This window comes from Pseudorhodoplanes sp. (assembly GCF_035565795.1).
Classification (GTDB): domain Bacteria; phylum Pseudomonadota; class Alphaproteobacteria; order Rhizobiales; family Xanthobacteraceae; genus Pseudorhodoplanes.
Genome location: NZ_DATMRV010000156.1, coordinates 26,801 through 46,245, shown reverse-complemented (window position 1 = coordinate 46,245; position 19,445 = coordinate 26,801). Strand labels below are relative to the sequence as shown.

The window sequence follows — 19,445 nt, the reverse complement described above, 5'->3', positions numbered from 1 at the left end:
CGCGATCAGCCCCTCCATTGCATATGTAACCGGATTGCAATTGTTGTAGACTGAGACCGGCCGGGGGTTCCGGCCGGACAGGAAGCTCATGGAACGTTCATTCAAAAAGGAAGTGCAGTCCCTGCGTCTCGGTGACGGCGAGACCTTCCACGGCGAAGGCATTCTCGCGGTGACCAAGGCGTTGCTGCAATCCGGGGTGTCCTATGTCGGCGGCTATCAGGGCGCGCCGGTTTCACATCTGCTCGACGTGATGGTCGACGCGGAGGACTACCTCAAGGAACTCGGCGTCCATGTCGAGGCCTGCACCAATGAAGCCTCCGCCGCGGCCATGCTCGGCGCCTCGATCAATTACCCGATCCGCGGCGCGGTCACCTGGAAGGCGATCGTCGGCACCAATGTCGCATCGGACGCGCTGTCCAACCTCGCCTCGCCCGGCGTCATGGGCGGCGCCATGATCATCGTCGGCGAGGATTATGGTGAAGGCGGTGCCGTCATCCAGGAGCGCTCGCACGCCTATGCGCTGAAGTCCTCAATCTGGCTTCTCGATCCCCGGCCCAACCTGCCAAGCATCGTGCGCACCGTGGAAAAGGGCTTCGAGCTTTCGGAAGCAAGCCAGGCGCCGGTGATGCTCGAATTGCGCATTCGCGCCTGCCATGTCACCGGCTCCTTCGAGGCAAAGAACAACATCAAGCCCGCGATCTCGGAACTCAGCCGCACCTCGCCTGCCCCGCATAACTTCGCCCGCCTGTCGCACCCGCCCGTCACCTTCGTGCACGAGAAGCTGAAGATCGATCAGCGCATGCCGGCGGCGCGCGATTTCATCCTGCGCGAGAAGCTTAACGAAATCTTCGGGGGCGACCTCAACGATATCGGCATCATCGTGCAGGGCGGCCTGTTCAACGGCACGCTGCGCGCGCTGGAACGGTTCGGCTTGGCCGACACGTTCGGCGAGACCCGTGTGCCGATATTGTGTCTCAACGTCACCTATCCGCTCGTACCGGAGGAGATCCGCTCCTTCTGCGCCGACAAGAAGGCGGTGCTGATCGTCGAGGAAGGCTTCCCTGAATATATCGAGCAGATGGTTGCAACCGATCTGCGCCGCGGGGACATCCAGACCAGGCTCTACGGCAAGGATGTGCTTCCGCCGGCCGGCGAATATACGCAGGAAGTGCTGATGCGCGGCATCGCGCAGTTCCTGATCGAGGCAAAGCCCGCAAGTATCGACACCGCGGCAATCAGCGATCGCCTCAACAAGCTCACCGCGCACCTGCCTGCCGTCCAGCAGTCGCTGCGCGATCTGCCGCCGCGTCCGCCGACATTCTGCACCGGCTGCCCCGAGCGGCCGGTCTTCTCCGCACTCAAGCTGACGCAGGCCGATACGGGCAACCGGCACATCTCCGCCGATATCGGCTGTCATTGCTTCGGTCTGTTCGCGCCCTTCAGCATGGGCAACTCGGTCCTCGGCTATGGCATGTCGCTCGCGAGCGCGGCTGCGGTCGGTCCGAATATCGAGAAGCGTCCGATCGCTGTGATGGGCGATGGCGGATTCTGGCATAACGGCTTGATTACCGGCGTCACCTCGAACCTGTTCAACAAGGGCGACGGGCTGCTGATTGTCTTTCAGAACGGCTACACCTCCGCGACGGGGCTGCAATACATGCCGTCCTCGAAGGCGAGTCGTGCCGGAGAGGGCCAGACCGCCGATATCGAGCAGACGCTGAAGACCATGGGCGTCAAATGGCTGCGCAAGGTGCGCACCTACTCGGTCGGCAAGATGATGGCGACCGTGAAAGAGGCCCTGGCCAGCGCCGAGCACGGCCTGAAGGTCATCATTGCCGACGGCGAGTGCCAGCTTGCACGCCAGCGCCGCGTGCGCGCGGAAGACGCCGGCAAGCTGGCGCGCGGCGAGCGCGTGGTGCGGACCAAATTCGGCGTCGATGACGAGATCTGTACCGGCGACCATTCCTGCATCCGGCTTTCCGGTTGCCCGTCGCTGTCGGTGAAGCCCTCGCCCGATCCGCTGCGCACCGATCCGGTGGCGACCGTGATCGAATCCTGTGTCGGCTGCGGATTGTGCGGCGAGGTCGCGCATGCGGCGGTGCTTTGCCCGTCCTTCTACAAGGCCGAGATCGTACGCAACGCCACCTGGTGGGATCGCACGCTGTTCAGGATTCGCAAGACGGTGATCGGCTGGTTCGGCGGCCGTGCGCGCGACAGCGCGATCCCCGCAGGCGCAGTGCCCGCTGCCGCACGCGAACAGGTGACGGCATGAGCACACAGCAGCGTCCCGTCACCATGCTGATCGCCGCGCTTGGCGGCGAAGGCGGCGGTGTTCTCACCAACTGGATCATGGCGGCTGCGGCCGATCTCGGCCTGCCGGCGCAATCGACGTCGATTCCGGGTGTCGCGCAGCGCACCGGCGGCACCACCTATTATATCGAGATCTATCCGACGCCATGGCGCGACCTCGGCACGCGGCGTCCGGTGCTGGCGCTCGCGCCGGGCATCGGCGACATTGATGTGCTGGTCTCGTCGGAATTCATGGAAGCCGGACGCTGCATCGCGAACGGATTCTGCACGCCCGACCGCACGCTCCTCATTTCCTCGACCAGCCGCTTCTTTGTCATCAACGAAAAGATGGCGATGGGCGACGGTCGTTTCGACGAAGCCCGGCTGCTCGACGTCGCGGAAAAGAATGCGAAGGCGCGTATCCTGTTCGACATGGAGGTGGTCGCAAAGGAAGCCGGCGCCATGATCAACGCGGTCATGCTCGGCGCCATCGCCGGCTGCGGCAAGCTACCGATCCCTGTTGAAGCCTTTGAGAAGGCTATCCGCGCCGAGGGCAAGGCGGCAGAAGCGAATCTGCGCGGCTTTCGCGCCGGGCTCGCAGCCGCGCGTTCCGAAACCACGACGCTCCGCCGGCCGGTCGAAGCCAAGCGCCGAGAGAAGCCGCGCAACGACCTTGCTAGCCTCGAACGCGAAATTCGCGAGACCATGCCGCAACAGTCGCAGGACGTGCTGATTGAAGGCGTGCGCCGGCTGGCGCGGTTCCAGGACGACAATTATGCGCGCATGTTGCTCGATCGTGTCGCACCGATCCGCGATCTCGAAGCGCAACTGCACGGCGATGGAAAATTGCTGCGCGAGACCGCGCGGCATCTCGCCGTCCGCATGTCCTTCGAAGACCTGATCCGTGTCGCGCAGGCCAAGATCGATCCGGCCCGCATGCAGCGCATCGAGCAGGAGCTTAATGCCAAGGACGGCGAACCCTATACGGTCACCGAGTTCCTGAAGCCCGGCATCGAAGAGATGTGCCAGGTACTGCCGCCCGCTCTGGCGCGACGCATCATTGCGTTTTCCGAAAAGCGCGGCTGGCTCGATAGCGTGCACGTAGGGATGTACGTGAAGACCACATCGGTCACGGGCTATCTGCGCTTCTGGATACTCGCGAAGCTCCGGCCGCTGCGGCGCTTCATGCATCGTTATGTCGAAGAACAGGCGCAGATCGAGTCCTGGCTCGGCATGATCATGCAGGCGGCCCGCTTCTCGCCGGCGCTCGGGCTTGAGGTTGCCGAATGCGCGCGGCTGATCAAAGGATACGGTTCGACGCACAAGCGCGGAACCCAGAATTTTCAGACTATCGAAACACGTCTGATCCGGCCGGCGCTGCAAGGCCAGATCCCTGTGCAGGACGCGATCGATGGTATCGCCAGCGCGCGTACCGCAGCGTTGCTCGATCCCGAGGGCAATTCGCTTGCGAAGTGCCTCGACGAATTCGACGCGCGCCTGTCATTCCGCATCGCGGCGGAATAGCCCGCATTCCCGCCCGGCATTGTAAGCGCCGGGCTGGTCCGCTATGCGTTTGCTCGACTGAAATCCCGGAAAAAGTGTCCGTTCGTCCCTGCAAAAGCAGGGACCCAGAAAGGGCTGGTTCCCGCTTACGCGGGAAGAACCAGAAAAGTGCGAGGAAACGTGATGTCAGTGCCATCCGGCGCCAAGCAAAGCACCCGCTCGCCGATCGCGGCCGAGATCTTTCTGAAGACGCTGGCCGAGCACGGCGTCGATTACTTCTTCTGCAATCCGGGCACTGACTTTCCTCCTATCGTCGAAGCTTTCACGCGTGCGCAGGGCAGCAACGCCAGGCTGCCGCAGCCGGTGCTGGTTCCGCACGAGAACCTCGCAGTCGCGATGGCGCACGGCGCCTATCTGATGACCGGCCGGCCCCAGGCGGTGATGGTTCATGTCAATGTCGGGACGGGCAACACGATCAATAACATCACCAATGCCGCGCGTGACCGCGCGCCGCTGATCCTCGCCGCCGGCCGGACACCCTTTACCGAAAAAGGCAGCTTCGGATCGCGCAGCCGATCGATCCATTGGGCGCAGGAGATGTTCGACCAGGCCGGCATGCTCCGCGAATTGGTGAAATGGGACTACGAGATGAAAGTCCCGGAGCAGGCGGCCGACGTCGCCGCGCGCGCCTACGAGATGACCATGACCAGCCCGCGCGGACCGGTTTATCTCGTGCTGCCGCGTGAGCCGCTGTCCGCGCCGGTGTCGGAAACCTTGTCGTCTGCGCCTCGTGAACTGCCGTCTCTCGGATATCCCGATCCGCGAGCAATCGAAACGCTCGCTGAATGGATCGCAGCGTCGCAATCGCCGCTCATCATCACCTCGTCGGATGGCGATCCGCGCGCCGTCGCCGCGCTCGCCAAGCTCGCAGAGGCTTACGCGCTGCCGGTCGTCAACCACAACCCGCGCGTCGTGACTCTGCCGTCGAGCCACCCGATGCATGCCGGATACGATTCCGGCCCGCTGGTGCCGGAGGCCGACCTGATCATCAATGCCGAATGCGACGTGCCGTGGTATCCACATCTCGACAAGGTGAAGAGCGGCTGCAAGGTCGCGCATATCGGCGAAGATCCCGTCTATCAGCGCTATCCGATGCGCACATTCCCGAGCGACCTGTCGCTTGCGGCGCGCTCGGCAGATGCCTTCGAAGCGCTATATGCGGCGTTGGAGAAGCATCGCTCTCGCATGACACCGGCGATTGAAGCGCGGCGCAAGCACGCCGCCGAGCGCCGCAAGGCGCGAACCGAAAAGGCGGCGAAAGAATCCCGCGGCGCCACTGACAAGATCACGCCGCATTATCTCAGCCACTGCATCGGCGAGGCGTTCGGCACCGATGCCGTGATCTTCAACGAATATCCGCTCTCTCTCGAACATTGCCCGCGCGAGAAGGCGGAGACGTTTTATTCGCTCGGACCGGCAGGCGGACTCGGCTGGGGCCTTGGCGCCGCAATCGGCGCGAAGCTGGCCGCGCCGGAGAAGCTGATCGTCGCCACGCTCGGAGACGGCAGCTACATGTTCGGCAATCCGACCGTCAGCCACTGGGTGCAGCAGAAGTTCAGCTTGCCGATCCTGTCCATCGTCTTCAACAACAGCCGCTACGGCGCGGTGCGCAGGGCCACATTGTCGATGTTCAAGGACGGCGTCGCCGGAGAAACCGATGGCCGCTTCCTGGCCGATCTCGACCCTTCTCCGCCCTTCGACGAATTCGTGACGTCGCAGGGCGGCCACGGCGAGCGTGTCGAGCGTCCCGAGGATGTTCCTGCAGCCCTGAAGCGCGCGCTGGACGCCGTGCGCTCCGGCAAGCAGGTCCTGCTCAACGTCATCACGCCTTACTGACTTCCTGAGTCCCGTCGCGACAACGAGGTTTGATCCGCATGCGTATCGACGCCTTCAACCACTTCTTCCCGAAAAAGTATTTCGACAAGCTGCTCACCAGCGGCTTGCCGGACATCGGCAAGCGCGTGACCGAACTGCCGGCCCTGCATGACGTGGACTTCCGCCGCAAGATCATCGGCTCCTTTCCCGACTACAAGCAGGTGATCTCGCTCGCGGCACCCTCGCTCGAACTCCTGTCGAAGGGCGACCCCGATCTCGCGGTGGAATACGCCAGGATCGGCAACGACGGCATGGCCGAGCTGTGCCAGAAATATCCCGATGAGTTTTGCGGCTTCGTCGCGCAGACGCCGCTGACCGCGAAGGATGCCGGCGTTGCCGAGACCGAGCGCGCCATCAAGGAGCTCGGCGCTTGCGGCACGCAGATCTTCACCAATGTCGGCGGCAAGCCCCTCGACGCGCCGGAATTCCGGCCGTTCTTTGCGGCAATGGAAAAGCTCGACAAGCCGATCTGGACGCATCCGGCGCGCGCCGCCAACTTCCCGGATTATCTCACCGAGAAGAAGTCGCTATACGAAATCTGGTGGACCTTCGGCTGGGCCTACGAGACCGCCGCGATGATGTCGCGCCTCGTGTTCTCGAAGATCATGGACGATCATCCGAAGCTGAAGGTGATCGTGCATCATTTCGGCTCGATCGTGCCGACGCTTGAAGGGCGCGTCGGCCCCGGCTGGGACCAGCTCGGCTCGCGCACCTCGGATGAGGATTACGGCGCGCTGCTGAAGAGTCTGAAGAAGCGGCCGCTCGATTACTTCAAGCACGACTTCTATCCGGACACCGCGACCTTCACCTCGGAAGGCGCGATGAAAATCGGCTTCGGCTTTTTCGACCTCGACAAGGTCATCTTCGCGTCGGACTGCCCGTTCGACCCCGAAAAGGGCACGATGTATATCCGGGAGACTCTGCGCATTCTCGACGATTACGGCATGCCGAAGGCCGATCTCGACAAGGTGTATTACAAGAATCTGGAACGGATCACCGGAATGAAATTTGTCTGATTACCGGCTCGTCCGGGATCGGAGGCGGCCGCAGAAGCTGCTCTGTTGAAGACTCGCCGGGGTTCGCCCCGGCGATTTCTTTTTCCGCGGACGGTTTGGTAGTTTGCGCCCGATGGATGCCGAACTCACCCGCCCGCCGCACAAGCCTGCCGACGAGACCGCCCGCGCCACGCCCAAAGCGACCGACGACGCCGTTCGCGTGACGCCGATGATGGAACAATTCATCGAGATCAAGGCGGCCAATCCGGATTGCCTGCTGTTCTACCGGATGGGCGATTTCTATGAATTGTTCTTTGAAGACGCTGAAATAGCCTCGCGTGCGCTCGGCATCGTCCTGACCAAGCGCGGCAAGCATCTCGGCAACGACATCCCGATGTGCGGTGTCCCGGTCGAACGGTCGGACGAGTACCTGCACAAGCTGATTGCGCTCGGGCATCGGGTCGCGGTCTGCGAGCAGCTTGAAGACCCGGCGGAAGCGAAGAAGCGCGGCGGCAAGAGCGTGGTCCAGCGCGGCGTGGTGCGCCTGGTCACTCCCGGCACGCTGACCGAAGACACCCTGCTCGACGCGAAACGCAACAATTATCTCCTCGCGCTCGCGCGCGCCCGCACGTCGTCGGACGACGCGCAGGCCCGTTTCGCGCTCGCCTGGATCGACATCTCGACCGGCGAATTCCGCGTCACCGAAAGCGAGGCCGGTCAGCTGGCCGCCGAGATTGCCCGCATCGAGCCGGGCGAAATCATCGTACCGGACGCGTTATATGCGGACATTGCGCCGATGTTGCGCGGCTTCGAGCATGTGGTGCCGCTCACGCGAGACATCTTCGATGGGGCGACCGCCGAACGCCGGCTGTCCGATTACTTCAAGGTCGCGACCACAGAAAGTTTCGGGCCGTTGTCGCGACTTGAGCTGACCGCCGCCGCGGCCTGCGTCACCTATGTCGAGCGCACCCAATTCGGCAAGCGCCCGGCGCTGTCGCCACCTTTGCGGGAGGACGCCGGCGCGGCACTCGGCATCGACGCCGCAACGCGCGCAAATCTCGAACTGATCCGCACGCTCTCGGGCGATCGCCGCGGCTCGCTGCTCGCCGCTATCGACCGTACCGTGACGTCGGCCGGCTCGCGCTTGCTGGCGCAGCGGCTAGCCGCTCCGCTGACCGATGCTGCCGCAATCGGACGACGGCTCGATACGGTGACACTTTTCGTGGACGATCCGGCTGCACGCGGCGACATACGCGCAAACCTGAAGGCAGCACCCGATCTGGCGCGAGCGCTGTCACGCCTCGTCATCGGACGCGGCGGCCCGCGAGACCTCGCCGCGATCCGCGATGGCCTCGCCGCCGCGTCTGCGCTTGCAGGCAGGCTCTCCGCGCTCGACGCGCCGCCACACGACATCATCGCCATCGCCAGCGCACTGAAGCGTCCGTCGGTGAACCTGCTCAACGAACTCACAGCGGCGCTCGCCGACGAATTGCCGGCATGGAAGCGCGATGGCGGCTTCATCCGTGAAGGCTACGACGCAGCACTCGACGAGACGCGCGCGCTGCGGGACCGCTCACGTAAAGTGATCGCGGAATTGCAGGCGCGCTATGCCGAAGATACCGGCATCCGCATCCTCAAGATCCGGCACAACAACGTGATCGGATATTTCGTCGAGGTCACGGCGCAGCACGGCGACAAGCTCATGGCACCGCCGCTCAATGCTCGCTTTATCCATCGCCAGACGCTGGCCGGGCAGGTCCGCTTCACAACCATGGAACTCGGCGAACTCGAGGCGAAGATCGTCAGCGCTGCTGACCGCGCGCTCGGCCTGGAAGGCGAGATCTTCGATCGATTGGCGTCTCAGGTCCAAGCGGCAAGCGCGGACATCATGGCCGCTGCCGAGGCGCTGGCGGCCCTCGACGTCGCCTCGGCACTGGCAGCGCTCGCGGTCGAACGCGACTACGTTCGCCCGGTCATTGATCGATCGCTTGCCTTCGTGATCGAAGGCGGCCGCCATCCCGTCGTCGAACAATCGTTGAGCGAACCGTTCATTGCCAACGATTGCGACCTCTCCGCCCCGGCCCCGTCACCGGCAACGACCAAGAAAGCGACGAGCGATAGCGGCGCTGCCGGACGGATCTGGCTACTGACCGGACCCAACATGGCCGGCAAATCGACGTTTCTTCGTCAGAACGCTCTGATCGCCATCCTCGCGCAGACAGGCAGCTTCGTGCCGGCCCGGCGCGCCGAAATCGGCATCGTGGATCGTCTGTTCTCACGCGTCGGCGCTGCGGACGACCTCGCGCGCGGACGCTCAACCTTCATGGTCGAGATGGTCGAAACCGCGGCGATCCTCAATCAGGCAACCGAGCGCTCGCTCGTGATTCTGGACGAGATCGGACGCGGCACGGCGACCTTCGACGGACTATCGATCGCATGGGCGAGCGTCGAGCACCTGCATCAAGTCAATCGCTGCCGGTCGCTGTTCGCGACGCACTTCCACGAACTGACGGCACTGGCCGCCAAGCTGCCCCGCATCCATAACGCAACCATGCGGGTCAAGGAATGGCAGGGTGAGGTCGTGTTTCTGCACGAAGTCGTGCCGGGCGCTGCCGACCGCTCATACGGCATCCAGGTCGCAAAGCTCGCCGGTCTTCCGGCCAGCGTGATCGAGCGGGCAAAGGTGGTGCTGGCTGAGCTGGAAGCCGATGACCGTGGCAAGCCGATGCGCGGCTTTGAGGATTTGCCGCTATTCCGATCGGCACGGCCAGTGCCTGCTCCCGCTGAACCCTCGCCGCTCGACGCAGTGATCGCGGCGCTTGAAGCTCTGCACCCCGACGAAATGTCCCCGCGGGAAGCAATGGAGGCGCTGTACGCACTCAAGGAGAAACTTGCTGCAACTCGCTGACTACAAGCTCAACCTTATTCCATCGGCAGTCTTGCCGCGAGTTGCGTGCGCCAGGTCCAGAGGACGATGTTCCAGACGATCGAGGCCATGAGTGCGATCAAAAGCGCCCACCATACCCCAAGCGGTATCGTGAGCAGGTAGACCGCAATAAAGGCCGGGATCAAACCGAGCATCGGCACCTGCGCGTGAGCGATCACGTTGGACGTCGCCGGCCCACCGATGCGGTTATGCAGAATAACAATGAAGCTGGACATCGCGATGGGAAAAACCGCGAACACACCCGACGCGAATGCTCCGATCGAGTGGCTCAGCGTGGTGACGATGATGACGAATGCGGATACGGCTGCCGCACGCAAGGGAATATCGTAAGCACGCCGTACGATGGCCGCCTTGGGAAAGCTCGCCGCTCTCGCCTTCGCCGTCGCCCAGATTGCAACAGCGGCCACCGCGAGGTTGAGCGCAATCGCGGACGACAGCGTGAAGTCGATCTGCCGCAATGCCGTGGCGCAAGCCAACCAGATCAGGAGCGCCCCGCCAAGACCGACGAGCAACGAGTTTTTCCGGGCGAGCAGCGCATAGGCGGCCGCGAAGGTGACACCGGCCGCATTTGCGGTCAGGCTGCCAAGAGCGGAGTTCGAGATGAAGTCCGGCGAATGCTCGATCGCCATGACGATGTAGGCCGCACCGACCGATGTCGGCAGCGACGCAATCATCGCGCCAAGAAACGGCCCGCCACGCTCGACGATCAGCGACGCCGTCACAATGATCGTGGACGTCAGCGCTGCCTTGAGCAGAAGCGAGAGCCAGAAATAGTCGGGAGGGGACATGCGGCGGCTTGTAACCGGAAGTTGTTGTTGTGTACCGGAGTCGCGGCACCCGCGCCAGCCCTTGTTCGCCGGCTGGCATGGATATGGACATAGTGTGGGCTTACGGAAACTCAATTCGGCGCGAGCACGACGCGACCGATGACGTTGCCGTCTTTCAGATCGTTAAGACTTGCGTTCACGCTATCGAGCGGGCGAACGTCCACGGGCATGTAGGGCATCGGCGTTTTGCGCAGCAGCGCAATGAGCTCATGAAGCTCTGGTAAGCTGCCCGTATACGATCCCTGGATCGTCATGGCCCGCATCGGGATATACGGCGTCGGCATCGTGATCTCGCCGCCGAACAAGCCGACCACGACAAGGTGCCCACCCTTGGTTAACAGATCGGTGCCGAGGCTTACTGTGGAGCCCGATCCCACAAAGTCGACCACCGCCCATATCCGATCGTTCACAATCGCCTGGACTTGCGCCACCGCGTCGACGGCACGGCCGTCGACCACCGCGAGCGCGCCGGCCTTCATCGCCGCTTCGCGCTTCTTCGCGTCAATATCGATGACGATTGCGCCCTTCGCCTCCATCGCCCGGAGGATCGCAAGCGCCATGAGTCCGAGGCCGCCCGCACCGATGATCACCACCGGCTCGGCTTTCAGAAGATCGCCGAATTTCTTGAGGGCGCCATAGGCCGTCACGCCGGAACAGGCGAGCGGCGCGGCCTGCTCCGGCGCGAGATCCCCGTAGTCGATCAGATAGCGCGGATGCGGCACCAGGATGTGGTCGCTGAACCCACCGGGGCGGAAGGCGCCGACAAATTGCGGCTTGAGGCACAGCTGTTCGTCACCTCGCCGACAAACGGCACACTCGCCGCAGCCGATCCAGGGATAGACCAGCCGGAGATCGCCTACATTCACGCCTCTGGCCTCGGGTCCGGCCTTGACCACGCGCCCGACATTCTCATGCCCAAGCCTCAGGGGCAGTTTCAGCCCGCGATCGGCGAGCTTCATCACCTTTCCGCCGCCGATATCGTAAACGCCCTCCCAGAAATGAATGTCGCTGTGGCAGATGCCGGCCGCGGTAACTTCCAGCAGCACTTCCGTTCCAGCCGGCTCCGGGGTGGGCTGCTCGCGCAATTGCAGCGGCGCTCCGCATTCGCAAACTTCGTATGATTTCATTGTTGCCTCCCTTGGCCGGAAGCTTACCCACTTCGGAGCGCATTTCATCCAGTTACGTTAACCATTGAAAAAACAGGACTTTTCAACCTCCCCCGGGTTGATGCGCCGAATTAAACTTCGGCAATCGGCGCGCCGGGGGCCGTGACAGGCGCGATGGGCTCGGCTATCCCCATTCGCCATGCTCTCGCCCGACCAGACGCCACGAGCCGCAAGCGAGCTTTTCGACGCCGACGCCGCGGCGCAGGAGCTCGAAGCGCTGGCCGCTGCCTATTCGGGTCGGGACAGGGAATTGCGGACCGCCGTCGCCCAGTTCATGAAAGGCGAGCTGACGCGCGGGCGCGAAAAGGCCGAGCAACTCCTTCTCAAGGAGCGACAGGGCCGCCGCTGCGCAGAGCGCATTTGCGCGATGCAGGACGAAATTATCCGCGTCCTGTTCGAATTCGCCGGCAAGCGGCTTTATCCGTCCGACAACCCTTCCGAAGCCGAGCGCATGGCCGTCGTCGCGACCGGCGGCTATGGTCGGGGCCTGCTCGCACCGGGCTCGGATATCGATCTGCTGTTCCTGCTCCCGTACAAGCAGACCGCCTGGGGTGAATCGGTTGCCGAAGCCATTCTCTATTGCCTCTGGGACATGGGGCTGAAGGTCGGGCACGCGACGCGTTCTGTCGACGAGTGCATCCGGCAGGCCAAAGCCGACATGACGATCCGGACCGCGATCCTGGAATCGCGTTTCCTGAAAGGCGATCTCGCACTGTTCAATGAACTCGTCGATCGCTTCGACCGGAATGTCGTTCAGGGTACCGGCGCCGAATTCGTTTCTGCGAAACTTGCCGAACGTGAGGAGCGGCTACGCCGTACCGGTCAGTCGCGGTATCTCGTCGAACCCAACGTCAAGGACGGCAAGGGCGGCCTGCGCGACCTGCACACGCTGTTCTGGATCGGCAAATACGTCTATCGCGTCCGCAACGTCGAGGAACTCGTCGATCACGGCGTGTTCGACAAGGACGAACTGAAGTTGTTTCGACGCTGCGAGGATTTCCTGTGGTCCGTTCGCTGCCACATGCACTTCCTCACCGGACGACCCGAGGAACGCTTGTCGTTCGACATCCAGCGCGAGATCGCGGTCCGGCTCGGCTATACCGAGCATCCCGGCATGCGCGACGTCGAACGCTTCATGAAGCACTACTTCCTGACCGCAAAGAATGTCGGCGACCTCACCGCCATCCTGTGCGCAGCGCTCGAAGCCAATCACACCAAATCCGCGCCGATGCTTGGACGGATCGTCGCGCGCTTTCGACCGAATACGGGCCGGCGCGCTTTCGCGGAATCGGACGATTTCATCGTCGACAATAACCGCATCAACATCGTGAAACCGGATGTGTTCGAGCGCGATCCGGTCAACCTGATCCGGATCTTCTATCTCGCACAGAAACACAACCTCGCCTTCCATCCGGATGCGATGAGGACGGCGAGCCGCTCGCTGCCGCTGATCGACAAGGGCGTGCGCGAAAGCGAGGAGGCCAACAGGCTGTTCTTCGAAATCCTCACGTCGCACCACGATGTCGAAACGGTGCTGCGGCGCATGAACGAGGCCGGCGTGCTCGGCGCTTTCGTGCGCGCATTTGGCCGCGTCGTCGCGATGATGCAGTTCAATATGTATCATCACTACACGGTCGACGAGCACCTGATCCGGTGCATGGGCGTGATCTCGGAGATCGAGACCGGCACCAACGATGAATACGGGCTCGCCAACGACCTGGTGAAGAAGCTGACGCCGCGGCAGCGCGCCCTGCTGCGGATCACGATGTTCCTGCACGACATCGCCAAGGGACGCGTCGAGGATCACTCGATCGCCGGGGCGCGCGTGGCGCGTCGCTTCTGTCCGCGGCTCGGGCTGACCAATGCCGAGACCGAGACCGTCGCCTGGCTGATCGAAAACCATCTGGTGATGTCGACGGTCGCGCAGTCACGCGACCTGTCGGACCGCAAGACGATCGAGAACTTCGCGAACATCGTCCAGTCGCTCGACCGGCTGAAGCTGCTCTCGATCCTGACCACCGCCGATATCCGCGCAGTCGGCCCCGGCGTCTGGAATGGCTGGAAGGCGCAGCTGTTGCGCACGCTCTATTACGAAACCGAGCCTGTGCTGACCGGCGGCTTCTCCGAGGTCAATCGCGAACGGCGCGTGGCGATGGCGCAGGCCGAATTCCGTGAAGCGATGAAGGACTGGTCCGAAGCCGACCTCAACAATTACATCGCACGGCACTATCCGGCTTATTGGCTCAAGGTCGATCTGCCGCACAAGATCGCGCATGCACGATTCCTGCGTGAGGCCTGGAGCGCAGGCAAGACGCTCGCGACGCAGGTTTCTTTCGACCCGGCGCGCGGCGTGACGGAACTGACCGTCATCGCACCGGACCATCCCCGGCTCCTGTCGATTATCGCCGGTGCGTGTGCTGCTGCCCTTGGTAACATCGTGGACGCGCAAATCTACACGACCACGGACGGACTTGCGCTCGATACCATCGCGCTGACGCGCGAATTTGAGCGTGACGAGGACGAGGGACGCCGGGCCGGCCGGATCGCCGACACAATTGAGAAGGCGCTACAGGGCGAGATCAAGATGCCCGAGATCGTGGCGCGCAAGGCTGGACCGAAAGGCCGCTTCAAGGCTTTCGCGCTCGAGCCGGAGGTCAATATCAATAACGAATGGTCGAACCGCTACACCGTGGTGGAAGTCACCGGGCTCGACCGGCCAGGTCTGCTGTATGAATTGACCGCGACCATCTCCAAGCTGTCGCTCAACATCACCTCGGCGCATGTCGCCACCTTCGGCGAGCGCGTCGTCGACGTGTTCTACGTCACCGACCTCCTGGGGGCGAAAATTGCCTCGCCGACGCGGCAGGCCGCGATCAAACGCGCCTTGCTTGCACTATTTTCCCGGCCCGCGGACCACGCCGGAAAATAGACCGGCGTAACGGACACAACCGGAAACATTCAAAGAAAGAGGCGCCGAAGCCTTGCCTCGGCGCCTTGAACGTCCTGCCAAGCGGCCGATTACTTCTTCTTCGCCGGCGCGACGACCCAGATGCTCTGCCAAGCATAATAGGGCTGCATGAACGCGTTGTAGACGAACTTCTTGCCGGCTGCATTCGGGTCAGCCGGAGCCTTGGCCTTGGCGGCGAGAGCAGCGGTCGGAGCGGCAGCGATCATGACGGCCGCGAGCAGAAGAGCGCTTTTGCGCATTGTTCAATCCCCAGAGTTAGAACCGCCGGTTAACCCGGCCGGGCGCGGATCATGCACAAAACCAGCCGATTGAAAATGGCAAGAACCCTTATTCCATAAGCCTTTTTCAGTCATTGCGCCGATGCGTCGCAGCCTCGCAACAGCCGCCCTCCCTTAACCGCGCCTTAAACCGCCTCCCGTAGCGTCACTCCTCGACCCCGCGCGCCTGCGCCCGATGCGCGCGGTGTCCGGCGGGGGAGCGCTTTGGGACGGCGAAGCAAGTCCGTACGCCGCGAGCCAAACTTCGACGTCGGCGTTCCCAACCGCGAGTTGCGCGCTGATTCTCGGGACCGGCTTGCTGGCACCGACAATGACGAGCGCCGCGTTACCAAGGGTGCGCGCAAGCGAACCCGTGCCGCCAATCCGGCGCCGGAGAAGCCCCAACCACGAACCGCCGAGAAGAAGGGCCGACGCCGCTCCGTGTTCGGCCGCATGGTCTACTGGAGCGCCGTGCTCGCGCTTTGGGGGGTCATCGCCGGGATCGCCCTGGTCGCCTGGGTCGGCGCCCATCTTCCCGCGATCCAGTCGCTGGAAGTCCCCAAGCGCCCACCCTCGATTCAGATCGCCGGTACCGACGGACGCATTCTCGCGGTCCGCGGCGACAGCGGCGTATCGGCCAAGGTCAAGGACCTGCCGCGATATGTGGCGCAGGCCTTCATCGCGATCGAAGACCGCCGCTTCCATTCGCATTTCGGCGTCGACCCCATCGGCATCGCGCGCGCGGCAATAGCCAACCTGCTTCGCCGCGGCGTGTCGCAGGGCGGTTCAACCCTGACACAACAGCTCGCCAAGAACCTGTTCCTGACGCAGGACCGCACCTTCACCCGCAAGCTGCAGGAACTGGTGCTGGCGCTTTGGCTGGAGCGCAAATTCACCAAGGACGAGATCCTCGAACTCTATCTCAACCGTGTGTATTTCGGCGCAGGCGCCTATGGCGTTGAGGCCGCAGCGCAGCGCTATTTCGGCAAGCACGCGCGCGACATGAACCTGCAGGAAGCGGCCATGCTGGCGGGCCTCGTGCGCTCGCCGTCACGGCTTGCGCCAACACGCAATCCGAACGGTGCGGAACGGCGCGCGCAGGTCGTGATTTCGGCAATGGCCGATGCGGGCTTTATCAGCGACAAGGCGGCCAAGGTCGCGATCGCGCAGCCGGCCCATGCGCTGAAGCAGAAGACTACAGGTTCGATCAACTATGTCGCCGACTGGATCATGGACGTGCTCGACGACATGGTCGGCCGGGTCGAGGACGATATTGTGGTCGAGACCTCCATCGACCCCGCCCTGCAACTTCTCGCCGAACAGGCGCTTTCGGAAGAACTTGCGATGCGGGGCGGGAAATTCGGCGTCGAACAAGGCGCGATCGTTGCCATGTCTCCCGATGGCGCGATCCGCGCCATGATCGGTGGGCGAGACTATTCGGAAAGCCAGTTCAATCGGGCGGTCGCGGCCAAGCGGCAGCCCGGCTCTGCTTTCAAGCCGTTCGTCTATCTGACGGCGCTTGAGCGCGGCCTGACGCCGGAAACAGTGCGCGAAGACAAACCGATCGTGATCAAGGGATGGCGGCCGGAAAATTACACGCGCGAATATTATGGGCCGGTGACGCTCACGCAGGCGCTGGCGATGTCGCTCAACACCGTCGCGGTGCGGCTCGCACTGGAGTTCGGCCCGACTGCGGTGATGCGCACGGCGCATCGCCTCGGCATCGCCTCGAAGCTCGAGCCCAACGCATCGCTCGCACTTGGCACGTCGGAAGTATCCGTTCTCGAAATGGCGTCGGCCTTCGCGACCTTCGCCAATAACGGCATGGCGATCGCCCCTCATGTTGTGGAAAGCGTTCGCGGCAAGGACGGCAAGGTGCGTTATCAGCGCCGGCCGCAGAGCCTCGGACAAGTGATCGAGCCGCGCTACGTCGCGATGATGAATGTCATGATGCAGGAGACGCTGCTCACCGGCACAGGACGCAAGGCCGATCTTGCAGGCCGCCCGGCTGCCGGCAAGACGGGCACGAGCCAGGACTTCCGCGACGGCTGGTTCGTTGGCTACACCGCGCAACTCGTCACAGCGGTCTGGCTCGGCAATGACGATTCCTCGCCAACCAAGAAGATGACGGGCGGCGGACTGCCATCGGAGATCTGGGCGCGCTTCATGAAAAACGCGCACCGCAACGTGCCGGTCGCCAGTCTGCCGGGCGTACACGGCGGCATCGCCCTGCCCTATCCGGGCTCGCAGACGCAGAGCTATGGACAGGGCGCTCCGATCCCGCCGGGCTCAATCGAAAAGCCCGTCCCGCCAGGTTCGATTCCCGGACGCGCAACGCCGGCATCCGCTACGCGCAACGATGGCATGGACAGCTGGCTGCTGGATCGCCTGCTCGGGCGACGATGACTCCTAGCGCGCGCGCTTGAAGCGCAGCGGCAGCCACAATACGAGCGCCAGCACCGCAGTCGCCAATACCGCAAGCGCAGCCGGCCACGCGTCTGACGTGATCTTCGATACGACCCATGCGCTGAGTATTGCAGCGCTGACCTGCGGTGCAAATCCAAGGAGCGACGATGCTGCGCCGGCGCGTTCGGCCGAGCAGGATAATCCGCCCGCAATGGTTTGCGGAAACAGGAGACCGAACCCGGCCAGATTGAGCGCAACCGCAGCCGTGACCCAGATGACCGACTCCGGGTCGAGCGCAACAGTGGCGCAAATCGCGAGCGCGCCTGCGAGCATCACCGCGGCGCCAATTCCCATTGTCGATACGATCCCGGTGCGGACCACGATGCGGGTCGCGATCGAAGTGCCGATCAGATAGCCCGTCGCGCTCGCCGAAATCGAGAACGACAGCATGAGCGGCGTGAGTCCGAAGCGGCTTTGATAGATGAATGGCACCGCTGCCAGCCACCCGATGAGCCCCGTATAGGATGCAGCGCCGATCAGCAGAAACAGATTGAAGTCGCGGATGCGGACAAGATCACGATAGCCGGTCATCAGCGACGACAGCGACATGCGCTCGTCGGGTTTTTCGGACAACGTCTCCGGCAATTTGCGGGCTACCGTCACCGCAAGCACCAGCCCGAATGCAAGCAGCGCGGCGAAAGCGGAGCGCCAGCCAAACAATGCGTGCAACAGGCCACCGATCAGTGGCGCGGATACCGGGCCGAACGCCATGACGAGGCCCATCATCGACAATTCCCTGCCGGCGCGCGCCCCGCTGTAGAAATCGCGCACCACCGCCCGCGCCAGCACGATCGCGCCCGATCCGCCGAACGCCTGCAACACCCGCGCGCCGATCAGGACTTCGATGGACGGCGCGAGCAGGCAAATCAGACTGCCGGCGCAATAGCAGCACAAAGCGACGAGCAGCCCGGATCGCCGGCCATACCAGTCCGAGATCGGGCCGTAGCCGATCTGCCCAAGCGCGAATCCGACGAGGTAGGCGGCCATCGTCAATTGCACCTGCGACGGAGAGACGCCAAAGGCGCGACCGATATCGGGCAGCGTCGGGAGATAGAGATCGGTTGACAGCGGCGCCAACGCGGTCAGCGCGGCGAGCAGCGCTGTGAGCGCGAACGTGTTGGGCTTTAACATGGACTATTGCGGCGGTCTCAACGCCGCGATGGGCGCCTTCCATTGACCGGCACGTCCGGCTCGGTCCGGGTGCGCGGCAGACCGTAGCGGTGAAGCTCGGTGCCATGCATGTCAAGCCACGCTTTTGCACGCCTCACATTCGGGCAGAGCCGATCCACGAGCCGCCAGAAGCGCACCGAGTGGTTCATCTCGACAAGGTGGGCGACCTCATGGGCGGCAAGGTAATCGAGCACGAAGGGCGGCGCGAGAATGAGCCGCCAGGAATAGGACAGAACCCCGGTCGTGGAGCAGGATCCCCAGCGGCTCGACGGATCGCGGATCGATACGCGTCCGATGGAAACGCCCAGGCGCTCGGCAAAGGCACGGCTCGCGCTCTCGAGGTCGCGCCTCGCCTCCCTGCGCAGAAAATCGCCGATCCGCCGATCGATGTGCGGCGTATCGCCGGCGACGCAGAGCTTGCGCTCGCCGTCGTCAGTACCCTCGACCCACACGGTGCCGCGCTCGCCCTTGCGATGGACGATCCGGTGCGGATGGCCCCGGAGCGGAACGATGGTGCCGTGCTCGAACGGCTGCGCCTTGGGCAAATGGTGGAGGCGGGACGCAATCCAGCCGCCGTGCTTCTGGGCGAACTCCTTCGCCTCCTTCAGGCAGCCGCGCGGCGGCATGGTCAGCACGACCTCGCGCGTCGCCGCCTGGATCCGCAACGTGTAGCGGCGCGCCTGCCGGTGCCGGCGCACGCGCACCAGATAGATGTGCTTGTCGTGGACGACCTGGATCGCCTTTGGTTCGGTCGGCCGCCGGTACAGGAGCGCGCGGAGCGGCATGGCTACCTCGACTGCTTCGGCCTCCCATACTGCCATAGTCCGGTTTCCGAACATCACCTTTCAGAAAATAAAGTGCCTACACAATCTGTTGGGGTACGGTGGACGGCAGACCACTACCAAAGCCACTGAACAAATGA

The 19,445-nt window shown here is 63.5% G+C and carries 12 protein-coding genes; 7 read left to right on the top strand and 5 right to left on the bottom strand.

Annotated features, from left to right (window positions below; all coding sequences use genetic code 11):
- The first annotated feature begins 88 nt into the window (after positions 1-88).
- The 5 genes from VNZ93_RS14035 (at position 89) to mutS (ending at position 9,630) form a co-directional block, all read left to right on the top strand.
- On the top strand, positions 89-2,272 hold the full coding sequence (locus VNZ93_RS14035) for an indolepyruvate ferredoxin oxidoreductase subunit alpha (protein ID WP_325706003.1): 2,184 nt from the start codon (positions 89-91) through the stop codon (positions 2,270-2,272).
- Positions 2,269-3,813, top strand: a complete 1,545-nt coding sequence (locus tag VNZ93_RS14030) for an indolepyruvate oxidoreductase subunit beta family protein (protein WP_325706000.1) — start codon at positions 2,269-2,271, stop codon at positions 3,811-3,813. Before VNZ93_RS14035 ends, VNZ93_RS14030 begins: the two co-directional genes overlap by 4 nt.
- A gap of 162 nt (positions 3,814-3,975) precedes the next feature.
- Positions 3,976-5,688, top strand: a complete 1,713-nt coding sequence (locus VNZ93_RS14025; protein ID WP_325705997.1) for a thiamine pyrophosphate-requiring protein — start codon at positions 3,976-3,978, stop codon at positions 5,686-5,688.
- 38 nt (positions 5,689-5,726) lie between these two features.
- A complete protein-coding gene (locus VNZ93_RS14020) occupies positions 5,727-6,743 on the top strand; it encodes an amidohydrolase family protein (protein WP_325705994.1) in 1,017 nt (338 codons plus the stop codon).
- Between the two features lie 112 nt (positions 6,744-6,855).
- A complete protein-coding gene (gene mutS, locus VNZ93_RS14015) occupies positions 6,856-9,630 on the top strand; it encodes a DNA mismatch repair protein MutS (RefSeq protein WP_325705990.1) in 2,775 nt (924 codons plus the stop codon).
- Between the two features lie 14 nt (positions 9,631-9,644).
- On the opposite strand, the gene VNZ93_RS14010 is transcribed toward mutS, so the two are convergent.
- Positions 9,645-10,457 (bottom strand): hypothetical protein, encoded by an 813-nt coding sequence (locus VNZ93_RS14010; RefSeq protein WP_325705987.1) that lies wholly within the window; start codon positions 10,455-10,457, stop codon positions 9,645-9,647.
- Positions 10,458-10,567: 110 nt separating this feature from the next.
- Positions 10,568-11,623, bottom strand: coding sequence for an alcohol dehydrogenase (locus VNZ93_RS14005; RefSeq protein WP_325705985.1), 1,056 nt, complete (start codon positions 11,621-11,623; stop codon positions 10,568-10,570).
- Positions 11,624-11,801: 178 nt separating this feature from the next.
- Between VNZ93_RS14005 and VNZ93_RS14000 the strand changes: the two genes are divergently transcribed.
- Positions 11,802-14,591 (top strand): [protein-PII] uridylyltransferase, encoded by a 2,790-nt coding sequence (locus tag VNZ93_RS14000; protein WP_325705983.1) that lies wholly within the window; start codon positions 11,802-11,804, stop codon positions 14,589-14,591.
- Between the two features lie 89 nt (positions 14,592-14,680).
- Here the strand turns inward: VNZ93_RS14000 and VNZ93_RS13995 are convergent, their stop codons facing one another.
- On the bottom strand, positions 14,681-14,869 hold the full coding sequence (locus VNZ93_RS13995) for a hypothetical protein (RefSeq protein WP_325705981.1): 189 nt from the start codon (positions 14,867-14,869) through the stop codon (positions 14,681-14,683).
- A gap of 243 nt (positions 14,870-15,112) precedes the next feature.
- Between VNZ93_RS13995 and VNZ93_RS13990 the strand changes: the two genes are divergently transcribed.
- A complete protein-coding gene (locus VNZ93_RS13990; RefSeq protein WP_325705979.1) occupies positions 15,113-17,293 on the top strand; it encodes a penicillin-binding protein 1A in 2,181 nt (726 codons plus the stop codon).
- A 3-nt stretch (positions 17,294-17,296) separates the two neighbouring features.
- Here the strand turns inward: VNZ93_RS13990 and VNZ93_RS13985 are convergent, their stop codons facing one another.
- Positions 17,297-18,484 carry a multidrug effflux MFS transporter gene (locus tag VNZ93_RS13985; protein ID WP_325705977.1) on the bottom strand — a complete coding sequence of 396 codons (1,188 nt, stop codon included), beginning with the start codon at positions 18,482-18,484 and terminating at the stop codon, positions 17,297-17,299.
- A 17-nt stretch (positions 18,485-18,501) separates the two neighbouring features.
- Positions 18,502-19,308 (bottom strand): SprT family zinc-dependent metalloprotease, encoded by an 807-nt coding sequence (locus VNZ93_RS13980; RefSeq protein ID WP_325705974.1) that lies wholly within the window; start codon positions 19,306-19,308, stop codon positions 18,502-18,504.
- Between the last annotated feature and the right edge of the window lie 137 nt (positions 19,309-19,445).